This is a genomic window from Prosthecodimorpha hirschii (assembly GCF_001305515.1).
GTDB lineage: Bacteria > Pseudomonadota > Alphaproteobacteria > Rhizobiales > Ancalomicrobiaceae > Prosthecodimorpha > Prosthecodimorpha hirschii.
In genome coordinates, this window is sequence record NZ_LJYW01000001.1 from 838859 (window position 1) to 861817 (window position 22959).

Here is a 22959-nt window from a genome sequence, read left to right on the forward strand (position 1 = left end):
CCACCGTGATGGCAAGATCGGCATGCAAGCCATTGGTCGATATGAGCTCTCGAAAACGGGGCGCCATTGCCAGGCCCCCGCCGGCCACGCGTCGCCCCCGCCGCGGCCCCTACCCGGCCGCGACGATCTTGCCCGGATTCATGATGCCCTTCGGGTCGAGCGCCGCCTTGATGGCCCGCATCGCCATCAGCGCGGGCGCGCCGTGCTCCTTCTCCAGATACTTCATCTTGCCGGAGCCGACGCCGTGTTCGCCGGTGCAGGTGCCGTCCATCGCGATGGCGCGCTCGACCATGCGGCCGACGAAGTGCTCGGCGGCCGCGATCTCGGCCGGACTGTCCATGTCGATCAGCGGCAGGACGTGGAAATTGCCGTCGCCGACATGGCCGACGATCGGCGCGATCAGGCCCATGGCCTCGATATCCGCCTTGGTCTCGGCGATGCAGTCGGCCAGCCGCGAGATCGGCACGCAGACATCGGTCGACAGGCCCTTGGCGCCGGGCCTGAGGCCGAGGCTCGCCCAGTAGACGTCGTGGCGGGCCTGCCAGAGCCGGGTCCGGTCCTCCGGCTTGGTGACCCAATTGAAGGGGCCGCCGCCATGGTCGGCCGCGATCTCGCCGAAGCGCTGCGACTGCTCGGCCACCCAGGCGTCGGTGCCGTGGAACTCGAGCAGAAGCAGCGGCTGTTCGGGCAGCGACAGCTTCGAATAGGCATTGACCGAGCGGACCTGCACCTCGTCGAGCAATTCGATGCGCGCCACCGGGATGCCGGACTGGATCGTGACGATGACCGCGTCGGCGGCCGCCTTCACGGACGGAAAGGTGCAGGAGCCGGCGGCGATCGCCTCCGGGATGCCGGCGAGCTTCAGCGTGATCTCGGTGATCACGCCGAGCGTGCCTTCCGACCCGACGAAGAGGCGGGTCAGGTCGTAGCCGGCCGAGGACTTGCGCGCCCGCTGCGCGGTCTTGACCACCGAGCCGTCGGCGGTGACGACCCGCAGGGCGAGCACATTGTCCTTCATCGTGCCGTAGCGCACCGCATTGGTGCCGGAGGCCCGCGTCGCCGCCATGCCGCCGAGCGAGGCGTCGGCGCCCGGATCGATCGGGAAGAACAGGCCGGTGTCGCGCAGCTGTTCATTGAGCAGCTTGCGGGTGATGCCGGGCTGGACGACGCAGTCGAGATCTTCGGCGTGCACGGCGAGGAGCCGGTTCATGCGCGAGGTGTCGATCGAGATGCCGCCGAAATGCGCGTTGACATGGCCTTCGAGCGAGGTGCCGGTGCCGAAGGGGATGACCGGAACGCCATAGGCGGCGGCGACCTTGACGGTCTCGACGACGTCGTCCTCGCTCTCCGCGAAGACGACCGCATCCGGCGCCTCGACCGGGATCCAGGTGGTGGTGTGGGCATGCTGCTGGCGCAGCGCCAGCGAGGTCGACAGCCGCTCGCCGAAGCGCTGCGTCAGGATGCCGATCGCGGTCGCCACCGCCTGCGGATCCGGACGGGACGACATGAAACCTGCCACGGTCATCGGACTTCCAACCTCCCCGATCATGACGCGGCGCCGATGGCGGCATCATGGATTTTGAACGTTTGCGCGCCCTGCGCGGTGCCGCCGCGCGGTCGCTCGACTGACGCGGCTCCGCCGCGTTGGTGCTCGACTTGCGCGGCTCCGCCGCGCTGGTGCTCGACTTGCGCGGCCCCGCCCCCGCAGTCGCGCGTCGGCGCGGACGGGCCGCGACGCTACACGATCGGCTTCGGCTTGTGCAGCCGGTCGACCATGCGGCGGCGGGCGGGCTCCCTTGTGGGGAACAGCCTCGGCGCAAGACCGCCCGCCGTGCCGGACGCCAACCCGCTTCTTCGCAGGCCAGCCGGCCCCTTCGTCCGGCTGGACAGGAGCGGGCCGGGGATCGAAGATCGCCGCTTCGATGCCGATCCGAGCCCGATCCGAACCCTCCCGCGCCGCGAAAGACCGAAGACGATGACCGAACCGCATGCCGCCATCCCGCTCGTCACCGGCGTCATGGCGATCGAGCCTGCCTGGATCGACTATAACGGCCATCTCAACATGGCCTACTACAACGTGCTGTTCGACCGCGCCGCCGACGAGATCCTCGGCCATGCCGGGCTCGGCCCGGACTACATCGCAACCCGCAACCTCTCCTTCATGACCGCCGAGATCCATGTCTGCTACGTCCGCGAGGTCTTCCTCGCCGACCCGGTCACGGTCACCATGCGGTTCCTGGATCTCGACGCCAAGCGCCTGCATGTCTTCGCCGAACTGCGCCACGCCACCGAAGGCTGGCTCTCCGCCACCTCCGAGCAGATGTACCTGCATGTCGACATGGCCGCCCGCCGCACCGCCCCCTTCCCCGAGGACGTGATGGCCACCCTGACCGCCATGAAAGCCCAGGACGACGGCAAGCCCTGGCCGGAGCGCGCCGGTCGCAAGATCGGGATTGTCAGGAAGGGGTGACCCTCCACGGGCCAGCGGACGCATGTGTCAAAGTCATCGGGCAGGAAGTCGATTCAAGCCCGAGGGACCCGGCCGCATCTGGTCCGGCCTGTGTGACAGTACGGCTCCGACGCGCGGCGCAGTCGACGCCTGACGACGCCCCTACTCCGCCACCGCCGGCCGACGGGCCGGCGACAGGATGGTTTCGTGGCCGGGTTCCGGGTTGCGCGGGACCAGGAAGGCGAAGGTCAGCGAGACGGTGGCCAGCGCGGCGCCGATCAGGAAGACCAGGGACGGGTTCTTCAGCCAGATCATGCCGAACAGGACCGGGATGAACACCGCCGCGATATGGCTGATGGTGAAGGCGACGCCGGCGGTCGGGGCGATGTCGGCGGGGTCGGCGATCTTCTGGAAATAGGTGCGCTGCGCGATCGTGAAGGTGAAGAAGACGCCGTCGGCGACGTAGCAGATCGCCGCGATCCAGGACTGGTCGGAGAGCGCATAGCCGGCGAAGACCAGGATCAGCGAGATGTTCTCGATCATGATCGTCCGGCGCTCGCCGATCCGGTTGATCAGGTGGCCGAGCCGCGGGCCGACCACCGTGTTGATCGAATAGGTGGCGAGCATCAGGATCGAGATCTCGGCGACGCCGAAGCCGAACTTCTCGACCAGCAGGAAGGCGCCGAAGGCGGTGAAGATCTGCCGGCGCGAGCCGGTCATGAAGGTCAGCGCGTAATAGAGCCAGTAGCGCTGGCGCATGACCATCGACTTGCGCTGCGGCACGGGTCCCTCGAAACGCGGGAAGATCGCGATCGCGACGAGCGCGCCGACGATGCACAGCCCGCCGGTGACCAGGAACACCGACTGGTAGCTCGGGCGGATCGCCCACCAGATCAGCGCGATGCCGCCGAAGGCGACGAATTGCGAGGCCGCCGTCACCGCCGACAGCCGCCCGAGCACCTTGGGCGCCTCCTGCTTGGAGAAGAGCTGCAGCGTCAGCGACTGCGCCATGGTCTCGTAATAGTGGAAGCCGACCGACATGATCAGCGTCGTCACCCAGAGCCCGTGGATGCTCGGGAAATAGCCGGTCGCCGCCACGCCGATGCCGAGCAGCACCAGGCTGACATAGGCCAGCGTCTGTTCGCGCATGATCAGCAGGAACAGCAGCGCCGACACCGCCAGCAGCCCCGGCACCTCGCGGATCGACTGCAGCAGCCCCATGGCGAGACCGTCGAAGCCGGCCTGCTCCTTGGCGAAATTGTTCAGGAGCGCGTTCCAGGCGGCAAAGCCGAACCAGTTCACCGCGGCGAGCGCGGTCAGGAAGACGATCGGGCGGTGGGTCAGCGGCGCGGTGGGCGGTGTGATCATTGCACACCAATAAGGCAGGATTCCCGCCCCGAGAAGCGCCGAAGCGGCAGGCGAGCCCCGTCGGCAATGCGCAACTGCGGCCTGGCCCCGTCGCGGGTTGGCGGGCGACGGGCCGCGGGCGGCGCGGCGGCACCATCCGGCACCCGGCACCGTCGACCGGTTTCGCCGATCAACGTCGCCGACCGGTATCGCCGACCGGCACCGTCGACCGGTTTCGTCGACCGGCGGGCCGGCCGCACCCGTGATAGAGTGCCCCCGCCATCGGAGCGGAGCCGCAGCATGACAGACGTCCGACGACTGATCGGCCTGGGGCTGGCGACGGCCTGGCTCTGGGGTGCCGCTTCGGCGGCGGCCGTACCGGCGGCAGCCGAGCCGGAAAGCCGTGTTTTCACCGGCATGTGCGACGCGTCGGCGGCCGTGCCGATCGACGCCGGGCATTTCGTCGTGGCGAGCGACGAAGACAACGTGCTGCGCGTCTATGCCCTCTCCGGGGGCGCACCGACCGCCACCGTGCCGCTCGCCGGCTTCCTCAAGACCGGCACGCGCGAATCGGACCTCGAAGGCGCCGCCCGCATCGGCAACCGCATCTACTGGATCGCCTCGCATGGGCGGAATTCGAGCGGCAAGCTGCGTACCGAGCGGCAGCGGCTGTTTGCGACCGACATCGTGCCGGGCGGCGCCACCGCCACGTTTCAGCCCGTCGGGACGCCGTCGACCGGCCTCCTGCCGGCGCTCGTCGCCGCACCGGCGCTGAAGGGCTTCGGGCTCGACGCCGCAGCGGAACGCGCGCCGGAGGCCGAGGGCGGGCTCAACATCGAGGGCCTTGCCGCGACGCCCGACGGCAGGCTCCTGGTCGGCTTCCGCAATCCGCTGGTCGGCGGCAAGGCGCTGGTGGTCGCCCTGGACAATCCGGCCGAGATCGTTGCCGGGGCTGCACCGGCCATCGGCGCGGTCGCGCTGGTCGCGCTCGGCGGCCGCGGCATCCGCAGCCTGGAGCGGATCGGCGACGGCTACCTGATCGTCGCCGGCCCGACCGCCGATGCCGGCAGCTTCGCGCTCTACCGCTGGTCCGGCGGCGCGGCCGACCCGGTCGCCGTGCCGGGCGTCGATTTCGGCACGCTGCGGCCCGAGGCCCTGTTCGCCGTCGCCGGGTCGTCCGAGATCCAGATCCTGAGCGACGACGGCGGCGTGAAGGTCGGCGGCGTCGAATGCAAGGCCCTGCCGGTCGCGCAACAGCGCTTCCGCGGCATCGCCGTGAAGGTGAACTGACCTCTCCGGGTTTGCCGCCGCCCGGAAAAGGCCGGTCGCGCGGGCCGCGCACCACATCGCGAGAGATCCCGCCGGACCGCCCTGCCCGGCCGCGCCGGCATGGCCTATATAGGGGATCAGGAGAACGAGTCGGAAACATCATGAGCGCAGGCAAGCCGCCGTCGCGCCGCCCCGCGGCGGCGCCGGACGACATCCTGGACGATCCCTTTGCGGAGGCCTTTCCGGGCGATCTGCCGAACGAACCCGAGACGCACGGTCCGGGGGCGGACGGCTACGATCCGGACGCATTCGATCGGATCCCGTTCGGCGACGAGCCGGGCGGCGGAACGGATGCCTATCCGCACGACCGCTTCGCGGACGATGCCGCCGGCTATCCGGCGGCCGGCGGCGGCTTCCCGTTCGATCCCGACCAGCCGGTTCCGGCCGCCCCGGCACGATCGCGCGCGCCGGCACCGCCGCCGACGGCGCGTCCGGGCGGCATCGCGGCCCGCGCCGCCGGCCTGCGCCCGCCGGCCGAAGCCGGCTATCTGGACAATCTCAATCCTGAACAGCACGACGCCATCCTGACCACCGAGGGTCCGCTCCTGGTGCTGGCCGGCGCCGGCACCGGCAAGACCCGCGTCCTGACCACCCGCATCGCCCATATCCTGGCCACCGGGCGCGCGCGCGCCGGCCAGATCCTCGCCGTGACCTTCACCAACAAGGCCGCTCGCGAGATGAAGCACCGCATCTCGTCGCTGGTCGGCGAGGCGGTCGAGGGCATGCCGTGGCTCGGCACCTTCCATTCGATCGGCACCAAGGTGCTGCGCCGCCATGCCGAACTGGTCGGGCTCCGGTCCGATTTCACCATCCTGGACATGGACGACCAGCTGCGCCTGATGAAGCAGATCATCCAGGCGGCCGGCATCGACGAGAAGCGCTGGCCGGCGCGCCAGCTGTCCGCCTTCATCGACGGCTGGAAGAACAAGGGCCTGACGCCGGACCGCATCCCGCCCCTGGAGGCGCGCGCCTTCGGCAACGGCAAGGGCGGCGAACTCTACCGCGCCTATCAGGACCGGCTGAAGGCGCTGAACGCCTGCGACTTCGGCGACCTCTTGCTGCATGTCATCACCATCTGGCGCGGCCATCCCGACGTTCTCGCCGACTACCAGCGTCGCTTCCGCTACATCCTGGTCGACGAGTACCAGGACACCAACGTCTCGCAGTATATGTGGCTGCGCCTGATCGCGACCGGCTCGAAGAATGTCTGCTGCGTCGGCGACGACGACCAGTCGATCTATGGCTGGCGCGGCGCCGAGGTCGACAACATCCTGCGCTTCGAGCACGACTTCCCGGGCGCCAAGGTGATCCGGCTCGAACGCAACTATCGCTCGACCGGCCATATCCTGGCCGCCGCCTCGCATCTGATCGCCCATAACGAGGGCCGGCTCGGCAAGACGCTGTTCACCGACGCCGAGGACAAGACGGCCGAGAAGGTCGTGGTCGCCTCGGTCTGGGACAGCCAGGAGGAGGCCCGCGCCATCGGCGAGGAGATCGAGCGGCTGCAGCGCGACGGCCACGCCCTGTCGCAGATCGCCGTCCTGGTGCGCGCCTCGTTCCAGATGCGCGAGCTGGAAGAGCGCTTCCTCAATATCGGCCTGCCTTACCGGGTCATCGGCGGCCCGCGCTTCTACGAGCGCCAGGAAATCCGCGACGCGCTGGCCTATTTCCGGGTCACCTGCCAGCCGGCCGACGACCTCGCCTTCGAGCGCATCGTCAACGTGCCGAAGCGCGGGCTCGGCGACGCGACCATCCAGCAGGTCCATGCCTATGCGCGCGCCAAGGGCGTGCCGCTCCTGCAGGCGACCGCCGAGATCGTCGAGACCGAGGAGATGAAGCCGAAGCCGCGCAGTGCGCTGGCGGGCCTCGCCGCCTCCTTCGCGCGCTGGCGCGGCGATCTCGACAGGCTGCCGCACAGCCAGTTGGCCGGCATCATCCTGGACGAGGCCGGCTATACCGAGATGTGGCAGCAGGACAAGTCGGCGGAGGCGCCCGGGCGGCTGGAAAACCTCAAGGAACTGCTGCGCTCGATGGAGGACTATCCGACCCTGCCGTCCTTCCTGGAGCATGTCTCCCTGGTGATGGATGCGGAGAACGACCCGACCGCCGACAAGGTCAGCATCATGACGCTGCATTCGGCCAAGGGGCTCGAATTCGACACCGTGTTCCTGCCCGGCTGGGAGGAAGGCCTGTTCCCGCACCAGCGCTCGCTCGACGAGAACGGCGCGGCCGGCCTCGAGGAGGAGCGGCGCCTCGCCTATGTCGGCATCACCCGGGCGCGCAAGCGGGCCAAGATCTGGTTTGCCTCCAACCGGCGCATCCACGGCTCCTGGCAGGCCTCGATCCCCAGCCGCTTCCTGGACGAATTGCCGGAAGCCCATGTCGAGGTGCGCGAGCCGTCGTCCAACTATGGCGGCTACGACCGCAGCCGCTTCGACGCGATGGACCCGTTCGGCTCGAGCTATTCGTCGCCCGGCTGGCAGCGCGCGCAACGCCTGAAGGGCGGCGAGGATCGCCCGCTTGGCGGCGACGGGCGCGCGCGCGGCGGCGAGGAGCGCAGCTCCGGCGGCTGGGCGCAGCCCGAGACCGGCAGCGGCGGCTTCGCGGAAGGGCGCTCGAATTTCGGCGGCGCCTCGGCGCGTGGCGAGATGCGCGATCGCTGGGGCAATCCCGTGCGCCCGCGCAAGGCGGCGGCGCTGATCGAGGGCACGCTGATCGCCAAGTCGGTCGGCACCGAGACGTCGGACTTCAAGGTCGGCGAGCGGGTCTTCCATCAGAAATTCGGCAACGGCACCGTCACCGAGGTGGAAGGCAACAAGCTGACCATCGATTTCGACCGCGCCGGCCGCAAGCGGGTGCTCGACAGTTTCGTGACCCGCCCGTGACCGCCGGTCCTGCCATGACGGAGCGTCCGTGACCACCTGGCTTCTGTCCCTCGACGGTCCCGAAGGGTTCGTCTGCGCGCTCGCCGACCGGATCACCGGCGACGAGCATATCGCGGCCGATGCGGCCGGCGCCTTCGATCTCGGCGGCGGCAGCGGCTGGCGGGCCGAGGCGTGGTTCTCGATCCGCCCCGATCTCGCCGAACTGACCGAACGGCTGGTCCTGCATCTCGACGACCCGGACGCGGCCGGGCGTCTGTCCGGGCTAGCCTTGCGCGCCTATGACGATGCCGACTGGCAGGCGATCGGCCTCGACGGCCTGCCGCCGGTCGCGGCTGGCCGGTTCCGCGTCTTCGGCGACCACAACCGCCCGGCCGATCCGGCCCGGCTCGGGCGCACCGACCTGGTCATCCAGGCCTCGACGGCCTTCGGCACCGGCGACCATGCCTCGACCCAGCTGAGCCTGATGGCGCTGGACCTCGAACTGCGCCGCACGCGCCCGACCAACGTGCTCGATCTCGGCACCGGCACCGGCATTCTCGGCCTGGCGCTGGCCCGGGCGGTCGCCGACGCCAGAGTGCTGGGCTCCGACATCGAGCCGGTCGCGGTGCGCATGGCGGAGGCCAACCGCGCCGGCAACGCCGTCTCGCGCCGCTTCCGCGCGCTCCTCGCCGACGGGCTCGACGACATCCGCTTCGCCCGCGCCGCACCCTTCGACCTGGTGCTCGCCAACATCCTGCCCGATCCGCTCTGCCGCCTCGCCGGCCCGGTCGTCCGCCTGATGGCGCCGGGCGCGCGGCTGGTGGTCGCCGGCTTGCGGATCGGCGAACAGGCCCGGCTGGTGGCCGCCTACCGGGCGCGCGGGCTCGTGCTGGTGCGCAGGCTGGCCGCGAAGGAATGGGCCTCGCTGACCTTCGAGAAGCCCGCCCGCCGTCATGCATTCCTTGGCTGAGCCTCCGGCACTGGACCGGCCGCCCGCTGCCGTGCCAGAACAGCGGCCCTGACCGATCCCGCCCCTCCATCGTCCCCGCCGCGGAGCCGCCATGCCCACCGTCCAGGTCCGTCTCACCGCCGGCTTCGAGGAAGCCCGCCGGATCGCCGACCTGCTGGAGGATGCCTTCGAGTTGGAGGGCTTCCCGGTCACGCTCGAGGAGACGCCGGCCTACAGCAATGTCTGGACCGTGTTCGCCCTGGTGCTCGACAGCGAGCCGGGCGAGGCGATCGAGCGGGTGATCGACGTGCTCGGCGCGGATGCCTTCGGGCTGGAACCGCAGGCGACCGTGCTCGACGAGGGCACCAACTGGATCGCGCTCAGCGAGGAGATCCGCCACCCTGTTCAGGCCGGCCGCTTCTTCGTCCATGGCAGCCACGACCGCATCCGGCGGCCGCCGACCGGCCAGTCGATCGAGATCGACGCCGAACTGGCCTTCGGCACCGGCCACCACGCCACCACCTGGGCCTGCCTCGCCGCGCTCGACCGCCTGTTCAAGAAGGACCGTTACGCCCGCCCGCTCGACCTCGGCACCGGCACCGGGCTCCTGGCCATCGCGATCGCACGGGTGCTGCGCGTCAAGGTGCTGGCGACCGACATCGACCCGGTCGCCGTCACGATCGCCCGCGGCAACGTGCGGCTGAACGGCGTCGGCGGGCTGGTCGAATGCCTGGTCGCCGACGGCATGCGCGCGCGCCGGCTGATGGAGCAGGCGCCCTACGATCTGGTCGTCGCCAACATCCTGGCGCGCCCGCTGATGCGGCTGGCCGCGCCGGTGGCGCGCACGCTCGCCCCGCGCGCGACCGTCGTCCTGTCGGGCCTGCGCACCAGCGACGCCCCCAAGGTCCTCGCCGCCTGGCGGATGCAGGGCCTCCATCTCGACGATGCCATCGAACGCGACGACTGGATGGCGCTGATCCTGCGCAACAGCCGCGCCTGACCCCTAGAGCAACCTGCGATCGGGTGGAACGCCCGATCGCAGGTTGCTCCAGAGTTAATAATATAGAGCACCTTGTCCGCGTCCTTTCGGACGCGGGCCGCTCTAGCCCCCCCGATCCGAGGCCGCCCGCCGATGTTCCAGAGCTTCGAAGACATCACCGATCCGACCGTCGGCCCCGTCCGCGTGGCCGCGCTGCGCGCCGAACTCGACCGGCGCGGCCTCGACGGCTTCGTCATCCCGCGCGCCGACGAGCACCAGAACGAATATGTCCCGGCCTCCGCCGACCGCCTGCGCTGGCTGACCGGCTTCACCGGCTCGGCCGGCGCCGCGATCGTGCTGCGCGACCGCGCCGCGATCCTGGTCGACGGCCGCTACACCCTGCAGGCCCAGGCGCAGGTCGACATGGCGGTGTTCGACCTGGTCGACATCGTCGAGACCCCGGTCGCCGACTGGCTGGAGAAGAATCTCGCCCCCGGCGCGCGGCTCGGGCTCGACCCCTGGCTGCACACGATCGGCGGCATGCGGCGGCTGAAGAAGGCGGCCGAGAAGGCCGGCGCCGAGGTCGTCGCGGTCGACGGCAATCCGCTCGATGCCGTCTGGGCCGACCGGCCGGCACCGCCGCTCGGCGCGGTGGCGCTGCACCCGCCGGAGCTCGCCGGCGAGACCGCCGCCGCCAAGCTCGGCCGGCTGGCCGGCATCCTGGCCGACCGCAAGGCCGATGCGGCGATCCTGTCGCAGCCGGATTCGATCGCCTGGGCGTTCAACATCCGCGGCTCGGACGTGTCCCACACCCCGCTGCCGATCTCCTATGCGGTGCTGCATCGCGACGGCCGGCCGGAACTGTTCATCGACGGCCGCAAGCTCGGCAACGAGGTCCGCGCCACGCTCGAGGACATCGCCGACATCGCCGAACCGGCCGCCTTCCCGGCCGCGCTCGCCGCGCTCGGCGCCGCCAAGGCGCAGGTGCTGGTCGATCCGGCCTGGACGTCGGATGCGGTCGCCGGCTCGATCACCGCTGCCGGCGGCAGCCTCGTCGAGGGCGAGGACCCGGTGCTGATGCCGCGGGCGCGCAAGAATGCGGCCGAGATCGCCGGCGCGCGCGCCGCGCATCTGCGCGATGCGGCCGCCTATGTCGCCTATCTGGCCTGGTTCGACCGCGAGGCGCCGAAGGGCGGGCTCGACGAGATCGCCGCCGTCGAAACGCTGGAGGCTTTCCGGGCGAAGACCGGCGCGCTGAAGGACATCTCCTTCGACACCATCTCGGGTGCCGGCCCCAACGGCGCGATCGTGCACTACCGCGTGACGCGCGCCACCAACCGGCCGATCGAGCCGGATTCGGTCTTCCTGCTCGATTCCGGCGCCCAGTATCGCGACGGCACCACCGACATCACCCGCACGCTGGCCGTCGGCACGCCCGATGCGGAGGCCCGGCAGCGCGCGACGCTGGTGCTCAAGGGCCATCTCGCCATCTCGATGGCGCGCTTCCCGAAAGGCACCACCGGCGCGCAGCTCGACACGCTCGCCCGGATCGCGCTGTGGCAGGCCGGCCTCGACTACGACCACGGCACCGGCCACGGCGTCGGCAGCTTCCTGTCGGTCCACGAGGGCCCGCACCGGATCGCCAAGACCGGGATGGTGGCCTTGGAGCCGGGCATGATCGTCTCCAACGAGCCCGGCTACTACAAGACCGGCGCCTACGGCATCCGGATCGAGAATCTGGTGCTGGTGACCGAGCCGGAGACCATCCCGGGCGGCGAGCGGCCGATGCTCGGCTTCGAGACGCTGACGCTCGCGCCCTACGACCGGCGCCTGATCGACACCGCCCTGCTGACCGCCGCCGAACGCGCCTGGATCGACCGCTATCACGAGCGGGTGCGCGCCGCCGTCGGCCCGCTGGTCGATGCCGAGACCCGCGCCTGGCTGGACGCCGCCACCGCGCCGCTCGCCTGATCGGTCAGGGCGCCGCCCCGTCGGCGCCACGGCCGCCCTTGCGCTGGCGGCCGGCGCCGCGATCATCGAAGGCCTCGCCGGCCGCGGCCTCCTCGCCGGCCGGCCAGGCCCAGGCGGACCGACGGGCACGCGTCCGGATGTCGCGCAGACGCGCAAATCCGGCCGACGTCACCCGGCATACCGCCCCGGCCGGGCTCAGCATCAGGAGACCGCGCGCCGTCAGCGCCGCAATGGTGGCGTGCCGGAAGAACGGACCGGACCGGCCGGCCGCATAGCCGCGCCGATAGGCATGCAGCGGCGTCGCCGCGGCCGCCGCCAGAGCCACCCGCTGGGCGGGCGACAGCGGCGCGACCGGCTCGGGAAGTCCGGAGTCCGCCCGCTGGGCGGGCGACAGCGGTGCGACCGGCTCAGGAAGTCCGGAGTCCGCCCGCTGGGCGGGCGACAGCGGTGCGACCGGCTCGGGAAGTCCGGAGTCCGCCCGCTGGGCGGGCGACAGCGGTGCGACCGGTTCGGGAAGTCCGGAGGTCGCCCGCCGGGCGGACGACAGCGGCACGACGGGCTCGGGCATTGCGGAAACGGCTGCGGTCGGCACGATCTTCCTCCGGCTGCCGACCCGGCGCTCCCCAGCCCGGTTCCGGCATCTCCGAAGTTAATGTCGCAGGACCCATGATGGGCAGTCGGGCAGCCCCCATCAGGACCAGCCCGCAAAGGTCCTTTCCGTAAGGATTTGCCTCAGGCGCCGACCATCGCGATCCACTGGTCCTCGTCGATCACCGCGATGCCGAGGTCGCGCGCCTTGGTCAGCTTCGATCCGGCACCCGGGCCGGCGACGACCAGATCCGTCTTGGCGGAGACCGAGCCGGATACCTTCGCGCCGAGCCGCTCGGCCTGTGCCTTGGCCTCATCGCGGGTCAGCTTCTCCAGCGAACCCGTGAACACGATGGTCTTGCCGGCCACGACCGTGTCCGATTTCGGCTTCTCCGCATCCTCGATGCCGCCGGTCATCTCGCCGACCAGGCGCTCGACGACGGTGAGATTGTGCGGCTCGGCGAAATAGTCGGCGATGGACTCGATCACCGTCTCGCCGATCTGGTCGATCGCATCCATCTCCTCGCGCGCCGCCGCATCGCCGGCCGCCACCGCCAGGGCGGCGGCGTGCAGCGCGTCCCAGGAGCCGTAAGCCCGGGCCAGCATGCGCGCCGTGGTCTCGCCGACATTGCGGATGCCGAGCGCGAAGACGAAGCGCTCCAGGCCGATCCGGCGCCGTTCGTCGATGGCGGCGAAAAGCTTGGCGACCGATGTCGCCCCGAAGCCTTCCTTGTCCTTCAGCTTCTTCAGGTTGGCGGCATCGCGGGCGGCGAGCGTGAAGAGATCGGCCGGCTCGCGAACCGGCAGGTCGGGATCGCGGAAGAAGAATTCGATCTGCTTCTCGCCCAGCCCCTCGATGTCGAAGGCGCGGCGCGACACGAAATGCCTCAGATGCTCCTGGCGCTGGTGCGGGCAGGCAAATTCGCCGGTGCAGATGCGGCGCACGCCCGCCTCGCCGGTGGCGGTCGTCTCGCGCACCACCGGGGTCTGCAGCGGGCACGGGCAGACGGACGGAAACACATAGGGCTCCGCGCCCGCCGGCCGGCGCTCCGGCACCACGCCGAGCACCTGCGGGATCACGTCGCCGGCCCGCTGCACCATCACGGTGTCGCCGATGCGCACGTCGAGCCGGGCGATCTCGTCGGGATTGTGCAGGGTGGCGTTGGAGACCACGACGCCGCCGACCGTGACCGGTTCGAGCTTGGCGACAGGCGTCAGCACGCCGGTGCGGCCGACCTGGATGTCGATCGCGCGCAGCACCGTGGTCGCCTTCTCGGCCGGGAACTTGTGGGCGATCGCCCAGCGCGGGCTGCGCGAGACGAAGCCGAGCCGCTCCTGCCAGTCGAGCCGATCGACCTTGTAGACGACGCCGTCGATGTCGTAGCCGAGCCCGGCACGCCGCCCCTCGATCATGCGGTAATGGGCGATCAGCTCCTCGGTCGTCCGACACAGCACCATCAAGGGATTGATCGGAAAGCCCCAGGACCCGAAGGCCTGCACCATGCCCATCTGGGTCTCGGCCGGCATCGCCGCCATCTCCCCCCAGGCATAGGCGAAGAAGCGCAGCGGACGCGCGGCGGTGATGTTCGGATCGAGCTGGCGCAACGACCCAGCCGCGGCGTTGCGCGGATTGGCGAAGACCTTCTCGCCGGCCTCGGCCTGGCGCCGGTTGAGTTCGGCGAAGTCGGCGTGGCTCATATAGACCTCGCCGCGCACCTCGACGATCTCGGGCACGCCGGCCGGCAGGAGGTCCGGAATGTCGCCGATGGTGCGCACGTTGGCGGTGACGTTCTCGCCCTCGAAGCCGTCGCCGCGCGTCGCCGCCGAGACCAGCCGGCCGGCCTCGTAGCGCAGATTGCAGGACAGGCCGTCGATCTTCGGCTCGGCCGTGAAGGCGACCTCGGCCTCGCCGAGCTTCAGGAAGCGGCGCACGCGCTCGGCGAAGTCGGCCACGTCGCCATCCGCGAAGGCATTGTCGAGCGACAGCATCGGCACGGCATGGCGCAGCTTGGCGAATTTCGCCGAGACCGCGAGGCCGACCCGCTCGGAGGGCGAATCGGCGCGCTTCAAATGCGGGAAGCGCGCCTCGACGGCGAGATTGCGCCGCCGCAGCGCATCGTAGTCGGCGTCCGAGATGAGCGGGGCGTCTTCGTTGAAATAGGCCTGGTCGTGGATCGCGATTTCCGCGGCCAGCCGCTCCAATTCGGCGGCCGCCTGCGGCTCGGTCAATTGCTCGACGGGGAGCGTGGCGGCGGTCGGCAGCGCGTCAGTCATGGCGGTCGGGCGTCCTCGGCGGGGGGCGTCGCGCCGTTATAGCAGGGCCGCGCCCGGAGGACAGCGATCGGTCCGCCCGGCTCCACACCCCGGCCGCGCCGTGATCCGGTGCGGCGCCGGATCAGGGCCGCTGCTGGATCACTCCGTACCAGCCGAGGCCGCGATAGGTCTCGTAGCCGGGGGTGTGATGGAAGGCGACCAGGGTCCCGTCCGGGGCGAACAGGCTGCCCGCCTCCTGGCCCGCCGGCAGGTCGATGCGGTCGCGCAGGACGCCCTGCCCGTCGGAGGCGGCGATCACGCGGCGGTCGGCGTCGACCAGAAGCACCCGGCTGCGCGCCCGCTCGTCCTCGGTCAGCCGCACCCCCTCGACGATGGCGCGGGCCTGCGGCGCCCAGTCGAACTGGATGCCAAGGATGCCGATCAGCCGGCCACGCGGGTCGCCGCCCTCCCGGACCCCGGCCGCATAGGTGGCGACATGGGCGCCGCCGAGCAGCGGTTCTGCTGAGATGTCGGCGACCGCATAATCGTTGCCGTCGGCGAGCGCGCGCGCCGCGGTGAACCAGGGCCGCCCGGCGGCCGACTGGCCGGCGACCGGAAAGCGCCCGGGCCGCCCGGACGCCACGATCTGGCCGGACGGATCGCACAGCCAAAGATCGAGATAGACCGTGTAGGCATCCAGGATCACGCCGAGCCGGTGCGCCGCGAAGGCGGCGGTCTCGGACCCCGGGCGGGCCAGGGCATCGATCATCGCCGAGTCGGTCGCCCACCAGCGCACGTCGCAGCTGCGTTCGTAGAGATTGCGGTCGATCAGTTCGACGGCATTGAGGGCGAGGTCGATCAGGCGGCGTCCCTGGGCGGCCGTCGCCATGCGCCGCGCGGTTTCCTCCAGCCGGGCGATCTCGCGGATCAGTTCGGTCGAGAAGTCGCCCGACAGGGCCTCGACCTCGGCCGAGATGGCGCGCACCTCCTGGGCGACGACCGCAAAGCCGCGGCCGTGATCGCCGGCCTGGTTCGCCTCGATCATAGCATTCAGCGCCAGGATGCGCAGGCGCCCGGTGACCGCCCGGATGCCGGCGATCTTGGTCTCCGTCAGGCTGCGCGCCTTGACCGCCCCGGAGACCACCATGTCGACCGATACATCCGTCTGACCGAAATGCACTGCCGCCATGCCCATTCCCCGTCCGCGAAGCTGCGTTGTACACATCGCTGCGGGAATGTATCGAGATCGGGATATTCTGAAAGACCAAGATACAGGCAATTGATGATTTTCACGCATCCGAAATGTTACGCACGGAGGGCACCCGCAAAAGCCAGATGCAGCCAAGACTTGTGCTTTCGGTTCGGCACTTCCGACTTTAGAACGATCCGGAATTCTGCGTCAAAGAAGCGCCAATGCAGCGGCCTCCATCGACGTCAAACCAAAACGGTTTGACGCAGGACGTCTTGATCGTCCGACGATTTGACCGGTGACCGCCGAGCGATCAGGCGCCGGCCATCAGCCGCGCCGCAGCCGCACGGGCCTCGTCGGTGACCACGGAGCCGGCCAGCATCCGGGCGATCTCCTCGCGCCGTGCCTTGGCGCCGAGCGGCACGACCCGGGTCGCGACGCGGTCCTCGGCGCCGCCGGCGACCGGCTCCTTGGCGATCAGCAGGTGGGAATCGGCGCGCGCGGCGACCTGCGGCGCATGGGTCACCGAGATGACCTGCACCCGTTCGGCCAGGCGTCCCAGCCGGACCCCGATCGCCTCCGCGACCGCCCCGCCGACGCCGGTATCGATCTCGTCGAAGATCAGCGTCGGCGCCGAGCCGCGGTCGGCGAGCGAGACCTTGAGGGCCAGCAGGAAGCGCGACAGTTCGCCGCCGGACGCGACCTTGAGGATCGGGCCTGCGCGCGTGCCGGGATTGGTCTGGACATGGAATTCCGCCCGGTCGATCCCCGAGGCCGCGGCCGCGCTCGGCTCCGCGGCGAGATCGACCAGAAAGCGGGCCCGTTCGAGCTTCAGCGACGGCAGCTCGCCGGCGACCGCCGCTTCCAGCGCCTTGGCGGCCTTGACGCGCGCCGCCGAGAGCGTGCGGGCCGCCGCCATATAGGCGGTCTCGGCCGCCGCGGCCTCCTCCTCCAGCCGGCCGAGCCGCTCTTCGCCCTGGTCGAGATCGGCCAGATTGGCCGTCATGGTCCGGCGCAGCGCGGCGAGCGCATCCGGCGTCACGTCGTGCTTGCGCGCGGCTGCCCGCAGGGCGAACAGGCGCTCCTCGGTCTTCTCCAGCACGCGCGGATCGAAATCGGCCGCCCTGAGCGCCGCGTCGAGGCCGCCGCGCGCCTCCTCCAGGAGATCGAGCGCCTGGCCGAGCGCCTTGACGACCCCGTCGATGAGGCTCGGTTCGCCCGGCCGGCCGGGCGCGCCGCCCGCCTTGCGTTCCAGGCGGCGCATCAGGCCGGCCACCGCCGGCACCGGCGACCCCGGCCCGTCGAGCGTGTCGACCGCCTCCTTGAGGTCGGCGGCGATCTTCTCCGCCTGCATCATGGCGTGGCGCGCACCCGCCAGTTCGGCTTCCTCGCCCGGGACCGGCTTCAGGGCGTCGAGTTCTTCCAGCGCGGCGCGCAGATAGTCGGCCTCGCGGCGGGTGGCGTCGATCCGCGCCCGCATCTGGTCGCGCTCGCGCGCCGCCTTGCGCCACCGGGTCCAGGCCGCCCCGACCGCGGCGACCTCGGCTTCGAGCCCGCCGAAGGCATCGAGCAGGCGGCGGTGCTCGTGCTCGTCGACCAGCGCGCGATCGTCATGCTGACCGTGGATTTCGACCAGTTGCGCACCGATCTCGCGCAGCAGCGTGGCGCTGACCGCCTGGTCGTTGGCGAAGGCGCGGGTGCGCCCGTCCGCCGACTGGATGCGGCGCAGGATCACCTCGCCCTGGGCGTCGATCTCGTTGTCGGCGAGGACCCGGCGGACCGGATGGTCGGCGGCCACATCGAAGACCGCGGTCACCTGCCCCTGCGTGGCGCCGGCCCTGACTAGGCCGGCATCGCCGCGGCCGCCGAGGGCCAGCGACAGCGAATCAAGCAGGATGGACTTGCCCGCGCCGGTCTCGCCGGTCAGCACCGTCAGGCCGCGGACGAAATCGATCTCAAGCCGTTCGATGAGGACGATGTCGCGGATCGAAAGGGCGGCGAGCATGAAGGAACCGAGATCTCCGGAGGATCCTGGCAGTCCGGAAACCGGACCGCCGCTGCGGCGCGGTTGTGAAACCCGCCTCCCGCGCCCCGTTCCGGACGAGCCGCCGGGACAGGCCGCAGGATTCGAGCCTTGCATGCTTCTCTAGCAGAGTCCGGAATGGAACGGAACAGGAACCGTTCCACGGACCCGCCGGCGGCTCAGATCACGTTGATCTTGCCGAGCGCCTTGGTGATCCAGCTGCCCGAGGCGACTTCCGGCTCGTAGCCGCCGCTCTTCAGGAGCGCGTAGGAATCCTTGTACCACTGGCTGTCCGGGAAGTTGTGGCCGAGAACGGCCGCCGCGGTCTGCGCCTCCTTGACGACGCCGAGCGCATAGTAGCTCTCGACCAGACGCGACAGCGCCTCCTCGACATGGCGGGTGGTCTGGTAGTCGGAGACCACCTTCCGGAAACGCGAGATCGCCGCCAGATACTGCTTCTTCGCCAGGTAGAAGCGGCCGACTTCCATCTCCTTGCCGGCGAGCTGGTCGCGGGCGAAGTCGATCTTCTTCTGCGCATCCTTGGCGTAGGGGCTGTCCGGATACTTCTTGATCACGTCGCCATAGGCTTCCAGGGACTTGTTGGTGATGTCCTGGTCGCGCGTGATGTCGGGGATCTGCGCATAGTAGGATTCGCCGATCAGATACTGCGCATAGGCCGCGTCCTTGTGGCTCGGATAGAGCGTCACGAAGCGCTTGGAGGCCTGGATGGCGTCCGTATAGGAGCCCTTCTGGAAGTTCGAATAGGCCTGCAGCAGGATCGATTTCTTGGCCAGCTCCGAATAGGGGTGCAGCCGGTCGACATCCTCGAAGCTCTTCACCGCCGAGGTGGTCTTGCCGGCCTCGAGCTGGGCGAGGCCGGTATTGAACAGCACGTCGGGCGGCGCGGTCTTGTCGACGGTGTCGTCGGTCGACGAACAGGCCGCCAGCGCCAGCCCGGCCGCGGCGACCGCCGCGACGAGGCGCAGGCGGCGCATGCTGCCGCCGTTGCCCGCGGTGCGAGGACGATCGGATGAAAGGCGGGTCCGGCAGAGAGAAATCAACACGTCACCCATCGTTCCTGAAGCGAGGCGCGCGTTCCGGCGCAACCTTGCTCTAGAGCATGCCGCGCGCGAAGGGAAACGCAACCTGCTCTTCTCTGACACCGCGCGCCGCACCCGGAATCGGCACGAGGCCCCACCGGAACGGCGCAAGTTCTGAGCGGTCCACCGATCCGATGCGAGATCGGATCGAAGCCCGCGGCATTCCGGTCACCCGGTTCGTTCGAGCGCCCGCGTCATTCGAGCGCCCGGCTCGTTCGAGCACCTGATCCATTCCGGCGCCCGGCCCGTTTCGGGGTTCGGCCCGTTTCCAGACCCGACCCCTCCTCGAACCTGGCCCTCCCCCGGCCCGGCCGCTCCCCGAGCCTTGTCGGCCGGTTCATGCGTCGGATCCGGTCGTCCGTTTCGCCGCGCCGCCCTCACCGCACCGTGGCCGGGCAGCTGCCGGCACCGGACGGGATTCGGCGCCGCGCACCGGAGCCTCAGCCCTCGCGCCCGAATGGTCCGAATTTGTGACCGATCCGGATTGCCGCCACGATCTCGCGCGGCTGATGCCGGAAGAGCACGGGGCTTGCCGCCGCGCGCGACAGGCGACCGGCGCCGGACCATAGAGCCGGAGGCGCCAAAACACAAAACCGCCGGAGGCGCCAAAATACAAAACCGGCCGGCGCCGAACGCCAACCGGTTTCTGAACCGCCCGGACCCGGCCGCATCGACCTGCGGCCCGGAATGGAAATGTTCGGAGATGAACGGCCATCCGGCCGGTCGGCAAACCGCTCAGCGCACCACCGGACCGAAGGCCGGGGCGACCATCCCGGTGCCGATCTCGGCGGCCGGAGCTTCGCGCCGCGTCGGCGCCTCGACCATCGTCCAGGCGGTCGGGTCGGAGAAGAGGGCGTTGAGGGTCTGGAAGTTCAGGCGATGGCCGCCGCGATAGGAGCGGTAGTGGCCCAGGATCGGCGCGCCGGCCAGGGCGAGATCGCCGATCGCGTCGAGCGTCTTGTGCCGGACGAATTCGTTGGCGAAGCGCAGGCCTTCCGGATTGAGCACCCGATCGTCCTTGATGGCGATCGAGTTTTCCAGGGAGGAGCCGCGGCACAGACCGAGCGGCAGCAGCCGCTCCAGATCGGAGACGAAGCCGAAGGTGCGGGCGCCGGCAATCTGGCGACGGAACACATCCGGCGTGAGATCGATCTCGAAGGTCTGCTGGCCGATCGCCTTGCAGGCGAAATCGATGGAGATTTCGAAACGCGAGCCGTCATAGGGCCGCAGTTCCGCAAAGCCGGGGCCGTTCTCGATCCGGATCGGCTTCAACACTTTCACGTAGCGGCGCCGGGCGACCTGCGAGATCACGCCGACCTGGTCGATCGCCTCGACGAAGGCACGGGCGCTGCCGTCCATCACCGGAACTTCGGCGCCGTCGATCTCGACCAGAAGATTGTCGATGCCGAGGCCGCGGATGGCCGCCATCAGGTGCTCGACCGTGGCGATGCTGGTCTCGGCCGGATTGCCGATCACCGTGCAGAGCTCGGTCGCCGAGACGTTGCGCCATTCGGCGGCGATCTCGACATCCCGGCTGTTGCGGGCGGTGCGCAGGAAGGTGATGCCGGTATCGATATCGGAGGGATGCAGGGTGACCCGGACACGCTCGCCGCTGTGAACGCCGATCCCGATCAGGCTAACCGCCTCGGCGATCGTCTTCTGGGCGTGCACCCCGTTTCGTGCCATCGTGTCCACCCGCTTGCCGTCTCGACCCCGGCTTTGCGCCTGCGATCGGATCGGATTGCCTTGGCCCTGGTTTCGCCGAATTTGGCTCACTGACGTGAGCGACTCGACCCAGGCCCGTCCCGTTGCGAGGCAAGTTACCGACCGGACCGGCATTCACAAAATCACGCTTGGTTACACATTGTTACCACTCCGGCCACCGATAACTCGTTGACAGGATTATTGAATACGACCCGCCGGACAACACGCGGGAACCCGGGTGCGAGCACCCGGGTTCCGCCGGTTGGGACCCGTCCGAATTGTGGCGTCAGTTCGCCTGGCGCCGCAGGAAGGCCGGGATTTCGAGATGCTCGTCCTCGGCGGACCGGGACGGACGCACCTGCTGGTCGTGCTGGGCCGGGGCCTGACGGCCATGGCCGTCATGGTTGCCGGCCGGCGCGCGCAGGCCCTGTTCGGCGAAGGCCGGGCGCTGCGGCGGGCGCTTGGCATAGTCCTGCGCCGGCGGCTGCTGGTAGGTCGGCTGGGCCTGCGGCGCCTGGGTCAGCGCCTCGTCGTGTTCCTCCCGCCGCGAGCCGAAGCCGTTGGCGAGACGCTTCAGAAGGCTGAGCGGACGACGGTCGTCGTCGTGATGCTCCGCCTGCGCCTGCGGCTGGGCGACACGCTGGGCGACCGGCGGGAATTCGTCGATGCGCGGCATGCGATGCGGGCGCGGATCGGCCGGCCGCTCGGCGGTCGGCGGAATATAGGGCCGGCGGTCGATGGCCGGTTCGGCACGCATCGCGCGCGGCTGATCGATCTCCTGGATCGGATCGGCCATGTCGTCGTAGCGGCTGGTGACCGGCGGCTCGTAGCGCTGGATCGTGACCGCCGGATCATCCGCCACGGCGACCGGCGCCATCTCGGAGACGATCTGGGTCGGCGGCTCGGGCAGCTGCATCTCGCGGTCGAGGCGCGCCTCGGCCTCGCTCTGGTAGGCCATCGCCGACGGCTCCAGACGCGACTGGATCACCGGGGGCTGCATGACCGGACGAAACGCCGGCTCGGCGGTCGGGCGCAGGGCCGTCTCGGGCTGCTGACGCAGCACCGGGGCCGGCGCCGCGGCCGGGGTCGCCGAGCGGATGCGCACCGGCGGCTCGGGCTGGCGATAGTCGCCGGGCATCGGCATGTCGCCGGCGACCTGGTCGATGCCGGTCGCCACGACCGACACGCGGACCACGCCTTCCAGGCTGTCGTCGAAGGTGGCGCCGAGGATGATGTTGGCGTCCGGGTCGACCTCCTCGCGGATGCGGGTGGCGGCCTCGTCGACCTCGAACAGGGTCAGGTCCTTGCCGCCCGAGATCGAGATCAGGACGCCGCGGGCGCCCTTCATCGAGGTCTCGTCGAGCAGCGGATTGGCGATCGCCGCCTCGGCCGCCTGCAGGGCGCGCTTTTCGCCGGTCGATTCGCCCGTGCCCATCATCGCCTTGCCCATGCCGCGCATGATCGAACGCACGTCGGCGAAGTCGAGGTTGATGAGGCCTTCCTTGACCATCAGGTCGGTGATGCAGGCGACGCCCGAATAGAGGACCTGGTCGGCCATCGCGAACGCATCGGCGAAGGTGGTGCGCTCGTTGGCGATGCGGAACAGGTTCTGGTTCGGGATGACGATGAGGGTGTCGACCTGCTTCTGCAGTTCGGAAATGCCGGCCTCGGCGATCCGCATGCGACGGGCGCCTTCGAAGTGGAACGGCTTGGTCACCACGCCGACGGTCAGGATGCCCTGCTCGCGCGCCGCACGGGCCACGACCGGCGCCGCACCGGTGCCGGTGCCGCCGCCCATGCCGGCGGTGATGAAGACCATGTGGGCGCCCGACAGGTGATCGGCGATCTCGTCCATCACCTCCTCGGCGGCCGCCCGGCCGACCTCGGGCTGCGACCCGGCGCCGAGGCCTTCGGTCACCGCGACGCCCATCTGAATGACCCGGTCCGACTTGGTCAGGGTCAGCGCCTGGGCATCGGTGTTGGCAACCACGAAATCCACCCCGTGGAGGCCGGTCTGGATCATGTTGTTCACGGCGTTGCCGCCGGCGCCGCCAACGCCGAACACGGTAATCCGCGGCCGCAACTCCCGAATGTCGGGCATCTTCAGATTCAACGTCATGGCACCCTCGCCTGCTCGACGGCCCGCCGCATCAGCGGTCGCGTCCCCGTGTTCCGTTCCCGACCCGGCTGCGCTTCTCGCATCCGGGGCGGGCG

15 protein-coding genes are annotated in these 22959 nt (G+C 70.1%); 6 read left to right on the plus strand and 9 right to left on the minus strand.

Features of this window, described 5'->3' with window-relative positions:
* Positions 1–109: 109 nt before the first annotated feature.
* Positions 110–1525, minus strand: coding sequence for an FAD-binding oxidoreductase (locus tag ABB55_RS03570; RefSeq protein ID WP_054357582.1), 1416 nt, complete (start codon positions 1523–1525; stop codon positions 110–112).
* A 450-nt stretch (positions 1526–1975) separates the two neighbouring features.
* Between ABB55_RS03570 and ABB55_RS03575 the strand changes: the two genes are divergently transcribed.
* Positions 1976–2470 (plus strand): thioesterase family protein, encoded by a 495-nt coding sequence (locus ABB55_RS03575; protein ID WP_054361818.1) that lies wholly within the window; start codon positions 1976–1978, stop codon positions 2468–2470.
* A 141-nt stretch (positions 2471–2611) separates the two neighbouring features.
* Here ABB55_RS03575 and ABB55_RS03580 read toward each other — a convergent pair whose 3' ends face one another.
* On the minus strand, positions 2612–3817 hold the full coding sequence (locus tag ABB55_RS03580; protein ID WP_054357583.1) for an MFS transporter: 1206 nt from the start codon (positions 3815–3817) through the stop codon (positions 2612–2614).
* A 279-nt stretch (positions 3818–4096) separates the two neighbouring features.
* Here ABB55_RS03580 and ABB55_RS03585 point away from each other — a divergent pair, with 279 nt between their 5' ends.
* The 5 genes from ABB55_RS03585 (at position 4097) to ABB55_RS03605 (ending at position 11888) form a co-directional block, all read left to right on the plus strand.
* Positions 4097–5086: a DUF3616 domain-containing protein gene (locus ABB55_RS03585; RefSeq protein WP_054357584.1), complete on the plus strand. Its 990-nt coding sequence runs from the start codon at positions 4097–4099 to the stop codon at positions 5084–5086.
* Positions 5087–5226: 140 nt separating this feature from the next.
* Positions 5227–8010 (plus strand): ATP-dependent helicase, encoded by a 2784-nt coding sequence (locus ABB55_RS03590; RefSeq protein ID WP_083463321.1) that lies wholly within the window; start codon positions 5227–5229, stop codon positions 8008–8010.
* A 28-nt stretch (positions 8011–8038) separates the two neighbouring features.
* Complete coding sequence (locus ABB55_RS03595) at positions 8039–8959, plus strand: 50S ribosomal protein L11 methyltransferase (protein WP_054357585.1); 921 nt, start codon at positions 8039–8041, stop codon at positions 8957–8959.
* 91 nt (positions 8960–9050) lie between these two features.
* Positions 9051–9938, plus strand: coding sequence for a 50S ribosomal protein L11 methyltransferase (locus tag ABB55_RS03600; RefSeq protein ID WP_054357586.1), 888 nt, complete (start codon positions 9051–9053; stop codon positions 9936–9938).
* Between the two features lie 132 nt (positions 9939–10070).
* Positions 10071–11888: an aminopeptidase P family protein gene (locus ABB55_RS03605; RefSeq protein WP_054357587.1), complete on the plus strand. Its 1818-nt coding sequence runs from the start codon at positions 10071–10073 to the stop codon at positions 11886–11888.
* Positions 11889–11892: 4 nt separating this feature from the next.
* On the opposite strand, the gene ABB55_RS03610 is transcribed toward ABB55_RS03605, so the two are convergent.
* From ABB55_RS03610 to ftsZ, 7 genes are all read right to left on the minus strand, one after another.
* A complete protein-coding gene (locus ABB55_RS03610; RefSeq protein ID WP_152981911.1) occupies positions 11893–12480 on the minus strand; it encodes a hypothetical protein in 588 nt (195 codons plus the stop codon).
* 140 nt (positions 12481–12620) lie between these two features.
* The gene (gene ligA, locus ABB55_RS03615) at positions 12621–14750 is read right to left on the minus strand and encodes an NAD-dependent DNA ligase LigA (RefSeq protein ID WP_054357589.1); all 2130 of its coding nucleotides are present in this window, start codon (positions 14748–14750) and stop codon (positions 12621–12623) included.
* A 121-nt stretch (positions 14751–14871) separates the two neighbouring features.
* The gene (locus ABB55_RS03620; RefSeq protein WP_200911997.1) at positions 14872–15918 is read right to left on the minus strand and encodes a methyl-accepting chemotaxis protein; all 1047 of its coding nucleotides are present in this window, start codon (positions 15916–15918) and stop codon (positions 14872–14874) included.
* Positions 15919–16231: 313 nt separating this feature from the next.
* On the minus strand, positions 16232–17923 hold the full coding sequence (gene recN, locus ABB55_RS03625; protein WP_054357591.1) for a DNA repair protein RecN: 1692 nt from the start codon (positions 17921–17923) through the stop codon (positions 16232–16234).
* Positions 17924–18120: 197 nt separating this feature from the next.
* Positions 18121–18936, minus strand: coding sequence for an outer membrane protein assembly factor BamD (locus ABB55_RS03630; RefSeq protein WP_054357592.1), 816 nt, complete (start codon positions 18934–18936; stop codon positions 18121–18123).
* Positions 18937–19776: 840 nt separating this feature from the next.
* On the minus strand, positions 19777–20727 hold the full coding sequence (gene lpxC, locus ABB55_RS03635) for a UDP-3-O-acyl-N-acetylglucosamine deacetylase (protein WP_054357593.1): 951 nt from the start codon (positions 20725–20727) through the stop codon (positions 19777–19779).
* 304 nt (positions 20728–21031) lie between these two features.
* Positions 21032–22864: a cell division protein FtsZ gene (gene ftsZ, locus ABB55_RS03640; protein WP_054357594.1), complete on the minus strand. Its 1833-nt coding sequence runs from the start codon at positions 22862–22864 to the stop codon at positions 21032–21034.
* Positions 22865–22959: the final 95 nt, after the last annotated feature.

What these genes read in the sequence shown, in the direction of transcription:
- ABB55_RS03585 (WP_054357584.1), top strand. Translation starts at nt 4,097, where the DNA reads ATGACAGACGTCCGACGACTGATCGGCCTGGGGCTGGCGACGGCCTGG.
- ABB55_RS03620 (WP_200911997.1), bottom strand. Translation starts at nt 15,918, where the DNA reads ATGGCGGCAGTGCATTTCGGTCAGACGGATGTATCGGTCGACATGGTG.
- recN (WP_054357591.1), bottom strand. Translation starts at nt 17,923, where the DNA reads ATGCTCGCCGCCCTTTCGATCCGCGACATCGTCCTCATCGAACGGCTT.
- ligA (WP_054357589.1), bottom strand. Translation starts at nt 14,750, where the DNA reads ATGACTGACGCGCTGCCGACCGCCGCCACGCTCCCCGTCGAGCAATTG.
- ABB55_RS03575 (WP_054361818.1), top strand. Translation starts at nt 1,976, where the DNA reads ATGACCGAACCGCATGCCGCCATCCCGCTCGTCACCGGCGTCATGGCG.
- ABB55_RS03580 (WP_054357583.1), bottom strand. Translation starts at nt 3,817, where the DNA reads ATGATCACACCGCCCACCGCGCCGCTGACCCACCGCCCGATCGTCTTC.
- lpxC (WP_054357593.1), bottom strand. Translation starts at nt 20,727, where the DNA reads ATGGCACGAAACGGGGTGCACGCCCAGAAGACGATCGCCGAGGCGGTT.
- ABB55_RS03590 (WP_083463321.1), top strand. Translation starts at nt 5,227, where the DNA reads ATGAGCGCAGGCAAGCCGCCGTCGCGCCGCCCCGCGGCGGCGCCGGAC.
- ABB55_RS03600 (WP_054357586.1), top strand. Translation starts at nt 9,051, where the DNA reads ATGCCCACCGTCCAGGTCCGTCTCACCGCCGGCTTCGAGGAAGCCCGC.
- ABB55_RS03605 (WP_054357587.1), top strand. Translation starts at nt 10,071, where the DNA reads ATGTTCCAGAGCTTCGAAGACATCACCGATCCGACCGTCGGCCCCGTC.
- ABB55_RS03570 (WP_054357582.1), bottom strand. Translation starts at nt 1,525, where the DNA reads ATGACCGTGGCAGGTTTCATGTCGTCCCGTCCGGATCCGCAGGCGGTG.
- ftsZ (WP_054357594.1), bottom strand. Translation starts at nt 22,864, where the DNA reads ATGACGTTGAATCTGAAGATGCCCGACATTCGGGAGTTGCGGCCGCGG.
- ABB55_RS03630 (WP_054357592.1), bottom strand. Translation starts at nt 18,936, where the DNA reads ATGCGCCGCCTGCGCCTCGTCGCGGCGGTCGCCGCGGCCGGGCTGGCG.